The sequence below is a fragment of the Stenotrophomonas sp. STEN056 genome (assembly GCF_056759635.1).
In genome coordinates, this window is the sequence record NZ_JBRRDL010000002.1 from 1 (window position 1) to 12,686 (window position 12,686).

The following is a 12,686-nucleotide window of genomic DNA, read 5'->3' on the forward strand; positions in this document are numbered from 1 at the left end:
CCCCGCCCCCCGCGCGGGGGCCCGGCCGGGCGGCCCGCCCCCCCCCCCCCCCCCCCCCCCCCCCCCCCCCCCCCCCCCCCCCCCCCCGCGCCCCGGGGAGGGGGTGCTGTTTGAGCTCCCTCCCTTTGCGCCAGCAAGGGGAGGGTTGGGGAGGGGTGCTTCCAGGCTTGTCTTGAATCAGCAACCCGCCGGAGTTTTATCCCAGTGCGTGGCTCCTGCGGCAATGCGAACAGCGCCCTCATCCGGTGCTTCGCACCACCTTCTCCCGTCAACGGGAGAAGGGATGCATCTCTGCTCACCGGGCGCAGCTCGGCTTGTGAGCTAGTGCCGCCATGCAGAGCGCACCAGCCGCCAATCAAGGCTTCAAACAACGGCCCAGGAAGTTCTCGGCAATGCGGTAGCGGTGCAGCGCGTTGGCACCGGACAAGCCGTGCTTGGCGCCCGGGTAGGTCATCAACTCGAACGGCTGGCCGCGCTTCTGCAGGGCGCTCATCAGGCTGGTCGAGTTGGTGAACAGCACGTTGTCATCGGCCATGCCGTGAACCAGCAGCAGCGGCGAGGTCAGGCCGTCGATGTGGGTGAGCACGCGGCCTTCGGTGTAACCGGCCACATTGGCCGCCGGCAGGTTCATGTAACGCTCGGTGTAGTGCGTGTCATACAGGCCCCAGTCGGTGACCGGCGCGCCGGCCACACCGCAGGCGTACTGGTCCGATGCCTTAGCCAGCAGCATCAGTGTCATGTAGCCGCCGTTGGACCAGCCCTGCACGCCGATACGCTTGCCATCCACCCACGGCTGCGACTTCAACCATTGAACGCCCTTGAGCTGGTCGGCCACTTCCACCGTGCCCTGCACGCCGTACAACGCGCCGCCGAAATCGCGGCCGCGACGCGGTGTACCGCGGTTGTCCAGCGAGAACACCACATAACCCTGCTGCGCCAGGTACTGGTTGAACAGGTGATCGCCGCGGCCGGGCCAGCTGTCGGTCACGGTCTGCGAGGCCGGGCCGCCGTACACATAGACGGCCACCGGGTACCGCTTGGATGCATCAAAACCGGCCGGCTTGATCAGGCTGTAGTTCAGCTCGGTCTTGCCATCGGCGGCGGTCAGCGTGCCGTACTCCACCGGGCGCTGTGCCTCCAGGTACTGCGCGTACGGATGTTTGGGATCGGCCAGGTTGTTGTCCAGCAGCGTGGCGATCTTTTCACCATTGGCGCGGTACAGCTCGATCTGTGGCGGCGTGGTGCTGTTGGACCAGCTGTCCACGTAGACGCTGGCGTTGCTGGCGAACGCGGCACTGTGCATGCCGGCGCTGTGCGAGAGCTTCTTCAATGTGCCACCGGCCAGCGGCACCGCATAGATTTCGCTGCGCAACGGTGATTCCACACCGGCGCGGAAATACGCCGTTCCCGCGTCTTCGTCCACGGCCAGCAGTTCGTCCACCGGCCAGTTGCCGGAGGTCAACGCGGTGAGTTGCGTGCCGTCGGCGCTGGCCAGGTACAGGTGCTCGAAACCGCTGCGTTCGGACGACCACACAAAGCGCCCGTCCTTGAGGAAACGCAGGCTGTTGTGCAGCGGCACCCAGGTCTTGCTGATTTCGCTGACCAGCGTGCGCTGCCTGCCATCGGCCAGGTTGGCCTCGATCAGCTCAAGCTGCTTCTGGTCGCGGCTCTGGCGCTGGAAGGTCAGGTGCTGCGGGTCGCGCCAGGTGACGCGGGCCAGGTAGATGTCCTGCTCCTTGCCCAGGTCCACCCATTGCGGGGCGGCGCCGTCGCGCGGGGCAACCACGCCCAGCTTGACCAGCACGTTGCGATCACCGGCAGCGGGGTAACGCTGTTCGATCATCTCCACGCGGTCGGCATACATTTCGTAGCGCTTCTGCACCGGCACCGGCGATTCGTCGATGCGGGCAAAGGCAATGGCCGAGTCATCCGGTGCCCACCAATAGCCGGTGTGGCGGTCCATTTCCTCGTCGGCGACAAACTCGGCCACGCCGTTGCCAATGACCGCGCTGCCGTCGGTGGTCAGCTGCAGCTGTTTGCCGCTGGCCAGATCGATCACCCACAGGTTGCGCGCGCGCACGAAGCTGACGAAGCCGCCCTTGGGCGAGAGCTTGGCGTCGGTGGTGAAACCTTCGCCGTGGGTGAGCTGGCGCACCGCATCGCGGCCCTGCTTGCCCAGGTCGTACAGGTACAACTCGCCGCCCAGCGGGAACAGCAGCGTCCTGCCATCCGGCGACCACTGGTAATCGACGATGCCGCTCAGCGCGGCAATGCGCTGGCGCTCGCGGCGCGCCTTTTCTTCGTCGCTCAGGGTTTCGGTGCCGGGCAGCACCACCTTGGAATCGACCAGCAGCCGGGTCTGGCCGCTGGCGATGTTGTACTCCCACAGGTCCAGCTGGTTGCGGTCGCTGTCCTTGCCGCGCAGGAAGGTCACGCGTGAGCCATCCGGTGCAACCTTGGGCTTCATCAGCGTGGGGCCGGACAGCGGCGCGCTGCCGGTGATGGCCTCAAGGGTCAGTTTTTCGGCGTGGACGGCGGGGGTGGCGAGGATCATGGCAAGGGCAAGGAACAAGGGGCGCATGGAATTCCTGTCGAAGACAGCACGGATCGCGCCATCCTAGCCGAGCGCCAGCACCCCTGCCCCTGACGTTAGTCCCGCTTGCCGAACAACTGCGCGCGCTCTTCCTCGCTCAACGGCTTGCCGGCGTCGGGATTGACGCCCGGCCCGATGGCATAGGCGCGTTGCGTGGCCGGGCGTTCGGCAATGGCTTTGTGCCAACGCGCCAGGTACGGGAATGCATCGAAATCGGCCGGCAGCTTGGAATAGGCGCCAATCCACGGGTAGCTGGCCATGTCGGCGATGCCGTATTCGGCGCCGGCCAGGTATTCCGATTCGGACAGACGCTTGTCCATCACCCGGTGCAGGCGCCGCACCTCGCTGCCATAGCGTTCGATGGCATAGGGGATGCGTTCGGGCGCGTAGACATTGAAGTGGCCCATCTGCCCGCTCATCGGGCCCAGCCCGCCCATTTGCCAGAACAGCCATTCCAGCGTGGCGGCGCGGCCACGCGGATCGGCCGGCAGGAAGCGGCCGGTCTTCTCGGCCAGGTACAGCAGGATGGCGCCGGACTCGAACACGCTCAGCGGTGCACCGCCATCCGCCGGGGCATGGTCAACGATGGCCGGCATCTTGTTGTTGGGGGAGATGGCCAGGAACTCGGGCAGGAACTGGTCGCCCTTGCCGATGTTGACCGGGCGGATGCGGTACTCCAGCCCGGCCTCCTCCAGGAACAGGGTGATCTTGTGGCCGTTGGGGGTGGGCCAGTAGTAGAGGTCAATCATGAATACGCTCCTGCAAGCCACTTGAGGGGGCCTCCACGATAGCCGCTTGGCAGCGTTTGGGACGCCCGGTAATCTGCCGCATTTCCGCAACGCACCATCCCTCCAATGTCCCAACACAAACCGTTGAGCCCGCTTTCCACCCTGATCTTCGCCTCACGCTGGTTGCAGTTGCCGCTGTACCTGGGCCTGATCGCGGCGCAGGGCGTCTACGTCTATCTGTTCGGCAAGGAACTGTGGCACCTGATCCACGGCGCCAACGACCTGGGCGAGCAGCAGATCATGCTGATCGTGCTGGGCCTGATCGACGTGGTGATGATCTCCAACCTGCTGGTGATGGTGATCGTCGGCGGCTATGAAACCTTTGTCTCGCGCCTGGGCCTGCAGGGCCACCCGGACCAGCCGGAATGGCTGAGCCACGTCAACGCATCGGTGCTGAAAGTGAAGCTGGCGATGGCGATCATCGGCATCTCCTCGATCCACCTGCTCAAGACCTTCATCGAAGCCGGCCAGCTGGGCATGCCGCTGTGCACCCCGGAACTGCTGGCCGCCAAGTCCGCCTGCACCAAGTTCACTTCGGCCGGCGTGATGTGGCAGACCATCATCCACTGCGTGTTCATCCTCTCGGCCATCGGCATCGCCTGGACCGACAAGCTGATGTCCAACAGCCACGCCAAGAACAACGCAGCCCACTGAAGCGGCCGTGGTGGGTAGCACATATATGTGATACCCATCACCCTTTCATCCAGCAAACACGGCCTGCTCACGCAGGCCGTGCCGGCGATGCTAGATTCGCCGTTCGCAGCCGGTTGGCGCAGGCATCGGGAGTGCCGCGCCACCTGCCCTGGACCAGGGCGGAAGGCGCTTCACGTTCGTCGTTCAAGGGGATGTTTGATGTCGCACGTCATGATCCAGGGCAAGCTGCGTCTGCTGGTGCCCGCGCTTCTGTTGGCCTCGCTTGCCGCCTGTTCCGGCAAGGATGAAACCGCGGCCCCGGCTGCCGGCACCGATGCCGCCGCACCGGCGGCCGCACCGGCCCCTGCCGCACCGGCCGCCGCCGACAAGGTGCAGGGCATGGATACCAGCCAGCTGCGCGACTCGGCCAGCACCGCGCTGCGCGAGAACCGCATGTACGCCCCGGCCGGCGACAACGCCATGGAGTACTACCTGGCCCTGCGTGACAAGCTGCCCGACGATGCCTCGATCAAGAGCGCGTTGACCGACCTGCAGCCCTATACGCTGATCGCCGCCGAGCAGGCCCTTGGCCGCGAAGACTTCACCGAAGCCCAGCGCCTGATCGCACTGGTGGAGAAAGTGGACCCGAGCGCACCGGCACTGCCGCGCCTGAAGCAGGGCGTCACCGGCGGCATGCAGGTTGCCGAGCGTCGCACCGTGGAAGAGGCCGACAAGGCCAGGAAGGACGCCGAAACCCGCGCCAAGCAGCAGGTCGAGCAGCAGCGCCTGGCCCAGCAGCAGGCCGCCGAAGCCACCGCTGCCCAGCAGCTGGCCACCCGCCAGGAAGCCGCGCGCAAGGAAAGCGAGCGCCTGGAAGGCGAGCGCCAGGCCGCTGCGCGCCGCGAAGCCGAACAGCGCAGTGCCGCCCAGGCCGCCGCCCAGCAGGCCACGACCCCCAAGCCGGCGGCCCCGGCAGCTGCACCGACCTTGCGTGCGGTCAGTACCCCGGCGCCGCGCTACCCACCTGATGCCCTGCGTTCGGGGACCTCGGGCGAGGTATTGGTGGAAATCACCGTCGGCACTGACGGCTCGGTCACCGATGCCCGCGTGCTGCGCGCCACCCCGGCCCGCGTGTTCGACCGGGAAGCACTGAGCGCGGTGCGCCGCTGGAAGTTCGAGCCGATCTCCGCTCCGGTGACCAGCCGCCGCACATTGGCGTTTGCACCGAACAAGTAAGCGCGCGGATTCAAGCGTTTCATGGAAAAGCCCGGAGCGATCCGGGCTTTTTCTTTGGCTGGACGTTCGCTGCCGGTGTTTGGGTTTTGGGTTTTGGGTTTTGGTGATGCGATGGCATCGGAAGGTCAAAAGCTTCCCCTCACCCCTACCCCTCTCCCGCACGCGGGAGAGGGGACTTGTCTGCGATTGCAGCGACTCTCTCCGGCATCACTCCTGCACCTGCACCTGCGCTTGGCTTTGGCTTTGGCCTTGGCCTTGGCCTTGGCTTTGGCTTTGGCCTTGGCCTTGGCCTTGGCCTTGGCCTTTTCCCTTCTCCCGCGTGCGGGAGAAGGTGTCCGCAGGACGGATGAGGGCAGCGCTTCGGCTTCTGCTCCTGCAACACGAAACCACTGCCACGCCACTCACCACCCGGCCAAAAGAAAGGCCCGGAGTGATCCGGGCCTTTGCTTCAGCGTTTCTTGCGCGGTGCCGGCAGGGTGAGCATCAAGCCGAAATCGCCAACCGCTCCTGGCGATAACGCCATACCGCCACCAACCACAGCAGCAGCCCCAACAATGCCGATGCGCCCAGGTACACCATCCATTGCTCGGCCGAGGGCATCTCACCGCGCGTCACCTTCACCAGCATCTGGTTCTGTGACAGAAACGGCACCGCGTACTGCCACAACTGCGTGTCCTTCAGCGGGTAGGCCATCAGCGCATAGCCGGGCAGCATCGGCAGCAGCATCAGCCACACGATATGGCTTTGTGCTTCCTTCATGCTCTTGGAACTGGCCGCCAGGCAGGTGAGCAACGCGGTACCAATCACCACCAGCGGCAGCAGGATCACCAGCAGCTTGCCCATTGCCGTGAAGCTCACGTCCAGCGAGCGCGCCATGCCACTGCCCAGGCTGGCGCTCACCTTGAAGGACAACAGGATCAGCAACATCGAAGCCAAGCCCACCAGCACCGCGGCCAGCATCTTGCCGCTGACTAGTGCACTGCGCGATGCCGGTGTTGCCAGCAGGGGCTCCAGCGATTGCCGCTCGCGTTCGCCGGCGGTGGTGTCCATGGCCAGGTGTGATCCCCCGACAAAGGCGGTCAGCATCAGCATCAGCGGCAACACGAAGGACAGGAAAATGCCGCGCTTGGCTTCGGCGGTGGCCATGTCACGCATGCCGACATTCACAGGTGCCGCGACCATCGGGCTGACGCCACGTGCCAGCAGGCGCAGCGCACCCACCGACTGGCCATACTCATTGAGCGTGTTGCGCACGCGGGCAACCTGCACATCGCCGGTACGGCGCGTGGTGTCGGCCACGATCTCCACCTTGGCCGGCTTGCCTTCATGCCAATCATCGGCAAAGCCCGGTGCAATCACCAGGGCCACGTCGTCCTTCTGGTCGCGGATGCGCGCTTCGTAATCGGCCGTTGCCTCGGTGGCGTTGATGCCCCGGCTGGCGAGGAAGGCAATCAGGTTCGGCGCCTGCTGCATGCCGACCACCGGCACCGTCATGTCCTTGTCCAGCTGCGTTTCGGCACGCAGGTTGGTGAGCTTGTTCATGCCCAGGAACAACAGCGGGTACAGCAGCGGCGCGGTCAACAAGGTCAGCAGGAAGGTGCGGCGGTCGCGGGAGAAATCGCGCATTTCCTTGTGCATCACCGTCCACATGTTGCTGAAGAATCCAATCCGGCTCATGCGTGCAGGCCCTCCTCGCTGCCGATCAGTTTGACGAACGCATCTTCCAGGTTGGACTCATGCGCCTGCTCGCGCAGTTCATCCGGCGTGCCCTGCGCCACCACGCGGCCATGCGCGATGATGACGATGCGATCACACAGCGCCGCCACCTCCTGCATGATGTGGCTGGAGAAAATCACGCAGCGCCCTTCTTCGCGCAGCTCCTTCAAAAAGCCGCGCAGGCCACGGGTGGTCATCACGTCCAGTCCGTTGGTGGGTTCGTCGAGAATGACGTTGCGCGGATCGTGGATCAGCGCACGAGCGATGGCGGTCTTGGTGCGCTGGCCCTGGCTGAAACCCTCGGTGCTGCGGTCTAGGAAATCCTCCATCTGCAACGCCGCCGCCAACCGAGCGGTGCGGCTGGCGATATCGGCCGCCGACATGCCATGCAGTTCGCCGAAATAGTCGATGTTCTCGCGGGCGGTCAGACGCTTGTACACGCCACGCGCATCGGGCAGCACGCCCAGGCTGCGGCGTACCGCGTTCGGGTCGACCACCGGGTCGATGCCATCGACCAGCACGCGGCCGCTCTCCGGCGTCATCAGCGTGTAGAGCATGCGCAGCGTGGTGGTCTTGCCGGCGCCGTTGGGGCCGAGCAGGCCGGTGATCTGGCCGTCATGCGCGGTGAAGCCCACCTCGTCCACGGCGATCACCGGGGTCTTGTCCTTGCCCTTGCCGGGGAAGGTCTTGCGGAGTCGTTCTGCAACGATCATTTCAGCGGATTCCTTGGCAATGCGATGACATCACGGTTCCCAGCCATTGAAGCTGGTGAACGGCGGCACGTAGTTGAGCTTGTCCAGGCAGGCACCATCGAGTGCTTTGGCATCGGCCTTTTCAACAAACTGGGCGAACAACTTGGGCATGCAGCCAGCGCCAAGCACGGCATGGCCCTGCCCACGCAGTACGAACAGGCGGCTGTTGGGCAGGTGCTCGACGATCTGCTCGCCATAACGCGGCGGCGTCACCGGGTCGAACTCGCCGGCCAGCACCAGCGCCGGCACCTGCGTGGCCAGCGGCTGATGGAAATCCGCCGGTGCGCTGCCCTTCGGCCACACCTTGCACATCGCGGCCATGCCCTGTGCCATCTGGTTGCCGAGCACGGTGTCCTCGTCGCCACCGGCAGCGGCCATGCCTTCGCTGTCCTCGCTGCAGACCACCGACAGCTGCATGCCCATGGCCATGCTGTCCTTCATGTCACTCTGCAGCATCTGCGACAAGGCCATCAGGTTTTCGTAGCGGCCGGCACCGGCTTCATGGATCAGCTTCGGCAGCAGTGCGCCGGCAGCGGGCATGTAGGCGTACATGCGCACCAGCCCGGCCACGGTTTCGGCGGTGAGCTGGCCTTGGCGCTGTTCACCGCTGGCGGCATCGCGGTAGGTCACCGCCACCGGCTGCGCACGCAGCCTGGCCAGCAGGGTGTCCAGTTCGGCACGCGGATCACCGAGTTTGTCCTTGCAGGAAGCAACATTGCTGCACTGGGCGAACTGCAGCGCCAATGCATCGTCCAGGTTGCGGGCGAAGATGTTGCCCAGCTGCAGGCTGTTGGGCACCGGCGAATCGAGCACGATGCTGCGTGTCTGCTGCGGATGACGCATGGCGTACTGCTGGGCAACCCGTGTGCCGTAGCTCACGCCGTACAGATTGATCTGCGCCGCACCGATGGCCGCGCGCACGGCATCCAGGTCGGCAACCGCCTCGGTCGTCGTGTAGAAGCGCAGGTCGGCCTTCTTCGACAACTCCGCTGCGCACTTGGCCGCTTCTGCGCCGTAGGATTCCGGCGTGGTTGCGGCATCCGGCGATGCCTCACAGGCCAGCAGATTGGATTGGCCCGTGCCGCGCTGGTCCACCAGGATCACATTGCGATGCTTGCGCAGCTCTTTGAATGCCGGCGTCATCTGCTGGAAGCTGTCCACCGCCGACTGGCCCGGGCCGCCGGCCAGGAAGAACAGCGGATCCGCCTGCAGGTCGCCTTCCTTCTCCGGTGCCAGCAGGGCGATGTTGAGCGGCACCTTGCGGCCGGACGGGTTTGCCCGGTCCTCAGGCACCTCGAAGGTGGTGCACTGCGCTTCCACGCTGTCCTTGCTGAAGGACGAACTGAGGCTGCACGGCTGGAAGCGCAGGCTGCCCAATGCCAGCGGCTTGGCGCTGGCAACCACCTGCCCGGCGGCCGGTTGGGATGCGCCGGTATCGGCATCCGCTGCGGGCCGCGTCATGCGGTAGCCAACAAGGCCGGCGATCACCGCGATCGCCAGAAGGGTTTGGGTCTTGCGGGACATCATCGGAACAGCCCCCTCGATTGATTGAAAAAACAGACAACGGTTCTGCCAATACCCGGACGCAGCCGGGCCGGCTATGTGACATCCGGGAAGAAGATCGCCTCGATCCTTTCCCCGAACAGACGTGCAATACGGAACGCCAGCGGCAGGCTGGGGTCGTACTTCCCGGTTTCCAGCGCATTGATGGTCTGCCGGGACACCTCCAGGTGTTCGGCAAGCTGCCCCTGCGACCAGCCCCGGGCCTCGCGCAGTTCACGCAGGCGGTTGTCCATCAGCCCACCTCAGTGATAACGCCGCGCAACCACGGCCTTGGCCAGCCCATAGGCCAGGCAGACCAGCGGAAACACCCAGATCATTGCCACGTTGGATGGTACGTCAATGACCTTGGCCGACTGCAGGAAGCCCCCCGTCAGGTACACCAGCGACACGAATGCCGTGGCAAAGCTCACTGCCTCCAGCTCAATGCGCTGCTGCAGTTCATCGACATCGCGGATGTAACGGATCATTGCCCGCAGCACCAGCACGATGGGCGGCACCGGCAGCAGTGCGATCAGCGCACGCAGCAGCGCGCCATCAACCTGTTTCAGCAGCACAAGGGACACCACCAGCAACAGCGTATACGCCAGCATGGCAATGATGATTTCGCGGGTATAACGCCGGCGCAGCGCAGGTGGTGCGGCATCGCAATCTTCGGGCATCAGTCGCCGCAGCACGGCGGCAATACCCAGGCCCGTGGCGATGCCGAACAACACACCGGACAACTTTGCGTTGCCGGAGAACTGGGCCAGCTGCATCACGGCTACAGCTGTACCGACCAGCAACAAGGCACTGGAGAACAACCAAAGGGACTGCGTGTTACGGCGCATTTCCGCTCCCGATCAACCCTGCAGTGAACGACTTCCGGACGTCCCGTTGCCGCGTTGCCGATGACGGCAGCCGAAGCGATCACACCATCCGGATGAACTCGCCCCATGGAATAATGTAAAGGACGCTTTACACATCCTGCACCGGCACATTGATGCCTGTCAAGCTCGCTTTACATGGGGTTGCGCCAGAGCTGCGCCTGCGAATCCCGCACGCGAGTCATGCACAGGGCCGTCCAAGCGCATCACCCGCGCAGCAGGCACATTCCCCACCGCTGGCCCTATGGCACCAATGCGCTTAACCAGCAAGGGGGCTCGTTCTTTCCACGCAGCGGGGTGTGTATCGAATCGGAAGCGGCACTGGCATCCGAATGCCTTGCCGGGCCAAAGCGTTGCGATGTTGCCCGTTGCTCCCTCAACCATGCCCGACAGCACGGCGGGGCGATGCTGCAGAACCTGCGCGCTTACTGGAAACGCGACGGCATTGCGCCAGGGTCGGCGGCGACCAGGCCGGTTTCAATGCCATAGCGCAGCAGGTCCACGTCACGACGCAGGCCAAGCTTGAGCATGGCGGCGCCCTTCTGGGTGCTGATGGTCTTCTTGCTTCGGTTCAACCGCTCGGCAATCTCGTTGACGGTCAAGCCGGACACATACAGCCGCACCACTTCCAGTTCGCGCCCGGTGAGCGAGTGCAGTTCCGGCCCGCCGGGGGCCACGGTTTCCATGATCGCGGTGATCGTCGGCGACAGGTAACGGCCATCGGCATAGGCAACATGCACGGCCGGCATCAGGTGGCTCATGGAATCGGTCTTGCTGATCACGCAGGTGATGCCCAGCTTCAACAGCGCATGCACGATGCCGGGGTTTTCCAGCATGGTCAGCACCACGATCTTGACCAGCGGATAGCGTTGCTTGATCAACCGGAACAGCGTGACGCCGTCGCCGTAGCGGCCACCGGGCATGGAGTAGTCGCAGACAAGCACGTCGCATGCGCCCTTGCCCAGCACCTCCAGCAGCTCGGTGGAATTGCGCGCCGTGCCCATGATGGAAGCAGCACCACCGGAGACGATTGCATGGTGGATGCCTGCACGTACGGCGGCGTGATCGTCGGCAACAACGACACGGAGACTGAATGGTTTCATGGCTGATGAACTGGTAGGAAAAAGGGAAAGCGCATGAGGGCCGCATCGGCCGCCTGATCACTTGCAGGCACTGGAAATGCCGGAGCGGTGACCCGCGCGAGGGTGGTCAAATCCAGGGGAAGACTGTATGGCGCGTCGCAGGACAAGGTAAGCGCACTGTGTCCTATTGCGTGCCGCATAACGCTAGGAAAAATCCGAACTTTGCGCTCGAACTGCGTTCCCCGGTCGGCCGTGGCAACCCCCACACCGCGCCGGTTCCTTTGCGCACAGGGCGATTGGCCCGCTGCGCACCCGGCTACCTTCAGGCTGAAATCAACAGGAGAATTTCGGCGCTGGTCCGATGGACGGGGGCCTGGCCAACAACTAGCTTACTTCCGGTCTTGTCACTCGGCTGCTGGGGCGACAGAGCACTCCCGATGATGCTTCCAACCGGGTATCAACACGCAGCAGGCAGCGACAAAGAGAGCAGACCTTGACCAATACGAAGATCGCCGAAGTGCGGCAGCTTCTCATCGAGTTCTCACACCTTTCCGCCCAGCAGAAAGGTCATTTTCTCAACACCCTCAATCACTTCATGTATGCATCGCCGCAGCGCCGGCAGCAGATCATGCGCGAATGGCAGAAAGTGCCTGCCAGCGCTTCCGGTGTTGGCACACAGGATGAAGCGACGGCCGAACAGACGCCCGCGTGAGTGGGCCTTGCCACGAAAGCGTCAGCTGGTTTCGGCCTGGCCCGGGCCAACGCTTGCCGGCGGCGCCAGGCCGTTCTCCATGGCATAACGCAGCAGGTCGATATCGCGCTCGATGGCGAGCTTCTCCATCGCCATGGCTTTCTGGGTGCTGATGGTTTTCTTGCTGCGATGCAGGCGCTCGGCGATCTCGTTGACGGTCAACCCCGAGGCGTACAAGCGCACCACTTCGGTCTCGCGCTGGCTGAGCACGCCTTCCGGGTTGCGACCACGGCGGCCCATCTCGGTATTGCGGATGATCTTCTCCACCGAGGGCGAGTAGTAGCGGCCTTCGGTGCGTGCCGCGTGGATGGCCGGCACAAGGTGGCCAACTGCGTCGGCCTTGCTGACGATGCACTGCACGCCCTGGCTGACCAGCGTGTGCAGCATCGCCGGGTTGTCGAGCATGGTCAGCACCACCAGGCGGACACCGGGATAACGACGATGGATCAGCCCGAACAAGGTGATGCCATCACCAACGTCACCGGCAGGCATGGCGTAGTCCGACACCACCACCTCGCACGGTATCTGCGCCAGCAGCGCCATCAATGAGGTGGAATCGTTGGCCGTGCCCACCAGCTCGATGGTCGGGACGGAGGAAAGCTCGTGGCTTACCCCTGCGATCATGCCGGGGTGGTCATCGGCCAGCACCACGCGGATCTTGAAGCCTTCCATCGCATCCCCTCTTGGACCCGCCGCCGGCTGGAAGGCA

12 protein-coding genes are annotated in these 12,686 nt (G+C 64.6%); 3 read left to right on the forward strand and 9 right to left on the reverse strand.

The genetic code is table 11. From position 1 onward, the window contains the following. Window positions 1-355 precede the first annotated feature (355 nt). Window positions 356-2,581, reverse strand: a complete 2,226-nt coding sequence (locus ACVOLO_RS01460) for a S9 family peptidase (protein ID WP_481568497.1) — start codon at window positions 2,579-2,581, stop codon at window positions 356-358. A 68-nt stretch (window positions 2,582-2,649) separates the two neighbouring features. Beyond that, window positions 2,650-3,342 (reverse strand): glutathione S-transferase N-terminal domain-containing protein, encoded by a 693-nt coding sequence (locus ACVOLO_RS01465; protein WP_481568498.1) that lies wholly within the window; start codon window positions 3,340-3,342, stop codon window positions 2,650-2,652. A 105-nt stretch (window positions 3,343-3,447) separates the two neighbouring features. Here ACVOLO_RS01465 and ACVOLO_RS01470 point away from each other — a divergent pair, with 105 nt between their 5' ends. Continuing rightward, window positions 3,448-4,035 (forward strand): TIGR00645 family protein, encoded by a 588-nt coding sequence (locus ACVOLO_RS01470; protein WP_481568499.1) that lies wholly within the window; start codon window positions 3,448-3,450, stop codon window positions 4,033-4,035. A gap of 198 nt (window positions 4,036-4,233) precedes the next feature. Further along, a complete protein-coding gene (locus ACVOLO_RS01475; protein ID WP_481568500.1) occupies window positions 4,234-5,250 on the forward strand; it encodes an energy transducer TonB in 1,017 nt (338 codons plus the stop codon). A gap of 483 nt (window positions 5,251-5,733) precedes the next feature. On the opposite strand, the gene ACVOLO_RS01480 is transcribed toward ACVOLO_RS01475, so the two are convergent. The 6 genes from ACVOLO_RS01480 to ACVOLO_RS01505 all read right to left on the reverse strand — a co-directional run bounded on the left by ACVOLO_RS01480 (window position 5,734) and on the right by ACVOLO_RS01505 (window position 11,247). Continuing rightward, a complete protein-coding gene (locus ACVOLO_RS01480; RefSeq protein WP_481568501.1) occupies window positions 5,734-6,927 on the reverse strand; it encodes an ABC transporter permease in 1,194 nt (397 codons plus the stop codon). Beyond that, window positions 6,924-7,679: an ABC transporter ATP-binding protein gene (locus ACVOLO_RS01485; protein ID WP_481568502.1), complete on the reverse strand. Its 756-nt coding sequence runs from the start codon at window positions 7,677-7,679 to the stop codon at window positions 6,924-6,926. Before ACVOLO_RS01485 ends, ACVOLO_RS01480 begins: the two co-directional genes overlap by 4 nt. A gap of 30 nt (window positions 7,680-7,709) precedes the next feature. Further along, window positions 7,710-9,242 carry an alpha/beta fold hydrolase gene (locus ACVOLO_RS01490; RefSeq protein ID WP_481568503.1) on the reverse strand — a complete coding sequence of 511 codons (1,533 nt, stop codon included), beginning with the start codon at window positions 9,240-9,242 and terminating at the stop codon, window positions 7,710-7,712. 74 nt (window positions 9,243-9,316) lie between these two features. Further along, the gene (locus ACVOLO_RS01495) at window positions 9,317-9,514 is read right to left on the reverse strand and encodes a helix-turn-helix transcriptional regulator (protein WP_481568504.1); all 198 of its coding nucleotides are present in this window, start codon (window positions 9,512-9,514) and stop codon (window positions 9,317-9,319) included. A 9-nt stretch (window positions 9,515-9,523) separates the two neighbouring features. After that, on the reverse strand, window positions 9,524-10,108 hold the full coding sequence (locus ACVOLO_RS01500) for a hypothetical protein (protein WP_481568505.1): 585 nt from the start codon (window positions 10,106-10,108) through the stop codon (window positions 9,524-9,526). 461 nt (window positions 10,109-10,569) lie between these two features. Then, window positions 10,570-11,247 (reverse strand): response regulator, encoded by a 678-nt coding sequence (locus ACVOLO_RS01505; RefSeq protein ID WP_481568506.1) that lies wholly within the window; start codon window positions 11,245-11,247, stop codon window positions 10,570-10,572. A 472-nt stretch (window positions 11,248-11,719) separates the two neighbouring features. Between ACVOLO_RS01505 and ACVOLO_RS01510 the strand changes: the two genes are divergently transcribed. Continuing rightward, the gene (locus ACVOLO_RS01510; RefSeq protein WP_481568507.1) at window positions 11,720-11,938 is read left to right on the forward strand and encodes a hypothetical protein; all 219 of its coding nucleotides are present in this window, start codon (window positions 11,720-11,722) and stop codon (window positions 11,936-11,938) included. 21 nt (window positions 11,939-11,959) lie between these two features. Here the strand turns inward: ACVOLO_RS01510 and ACVOLO_RS01515 are convergent, their stop codons facing one another. Then, window positions 11,960-12,649, reverse strand: a complete 690-nt coding sequence (locus tag ACVOLO_RS01515) for a LuxR C-terminal-related transcriptional regulator (RefSeq protein ID WP_481568508.1) — start codon at window positions 12,647-12,649, stop codon at window positions 11,960-11,962. Window positions 12,650-12,686: the final 37 nt, after the last annotated feature.

Coding starts and splice junctions, on each gene's coding strand:
- ACVOLO_RS01490 (WP_481568503.1), bottom strand. CDS start 9,242: ATGTCCCGCAAGACCCAAACCCTTCTGGCGATCGCGGTGATCGCCGGC.
- ACVOLO_RS01475 (WP_481568500.1), top strand. CDS start 4,234: ATGTCGCACGTCATGATCCAGGGCAAGCTGCGTCTGCTGGTGCCCGCG.
- ACVOLO_RS01495 (WP_481568504.1), bottom strand. CDS start 9,514: ATGGACAACCGCCTGCGTGAACTGCGCGAGGCCCGGGGCTGGTCGCAG.
- ACVOLO_RS01480 (WP_481568501.1), bottom strand. CDS start 6,927: ATGAGCCGGATTGGATTCTTCAGCAACATGTGGACGGTGATGCACAAG.
- ACVOLO_RS01515 (WP_481568508.1), bottom strand. CDS start 12,649: ATGGAAGGCTTCAAGATCCGCGTGGTGCTGGCCGATGACCACCCCGGC.
- ACVOLO_RS01465 (WP_481568498.1), bottom strand. CDS start 3,342: ATGATTGACCTCTACTACTGGCCCACCCCCAACGGCCACAAGATCACC.
- ACVOLO_RS01460 (WP_481568497.1), bottom strand. CDS start 2,581: ATGCGCCCCTTGTTCCTTGCCCTTGCCATGATCCTCGCCACCCCCGCC.
- ACVOLO_RS01485 (WP_481568502.1), bottom strand. CDS start 7,679: ATGATCGTTGCAGAACGACTCCGCAAGACCTTCCCCGGCAAGGGCAAG.
- ACVOLO_RS01470 (WP_481568499.1), top strand. CDS start 3,448: ATGTCCCAACACAAACCGTTGAGCCCGCTTTCCACCCTGATCTTCGCC.
- ACVOLO_RS01500 (WP_481568505.1), bottom strand. CDS start 10,108: ATGCGCCGTAACACGCAGTCCCTTTGGTTGTTCTCCAGTGCCTTGTTG.
- ACVOLO_RS01505 (WP_481568506.1), bottom strand. CDS start 11,247: ATGAAACCATTCAGTCTCCGTGTCGTTGTTGCCGACGATCACGCCGCC.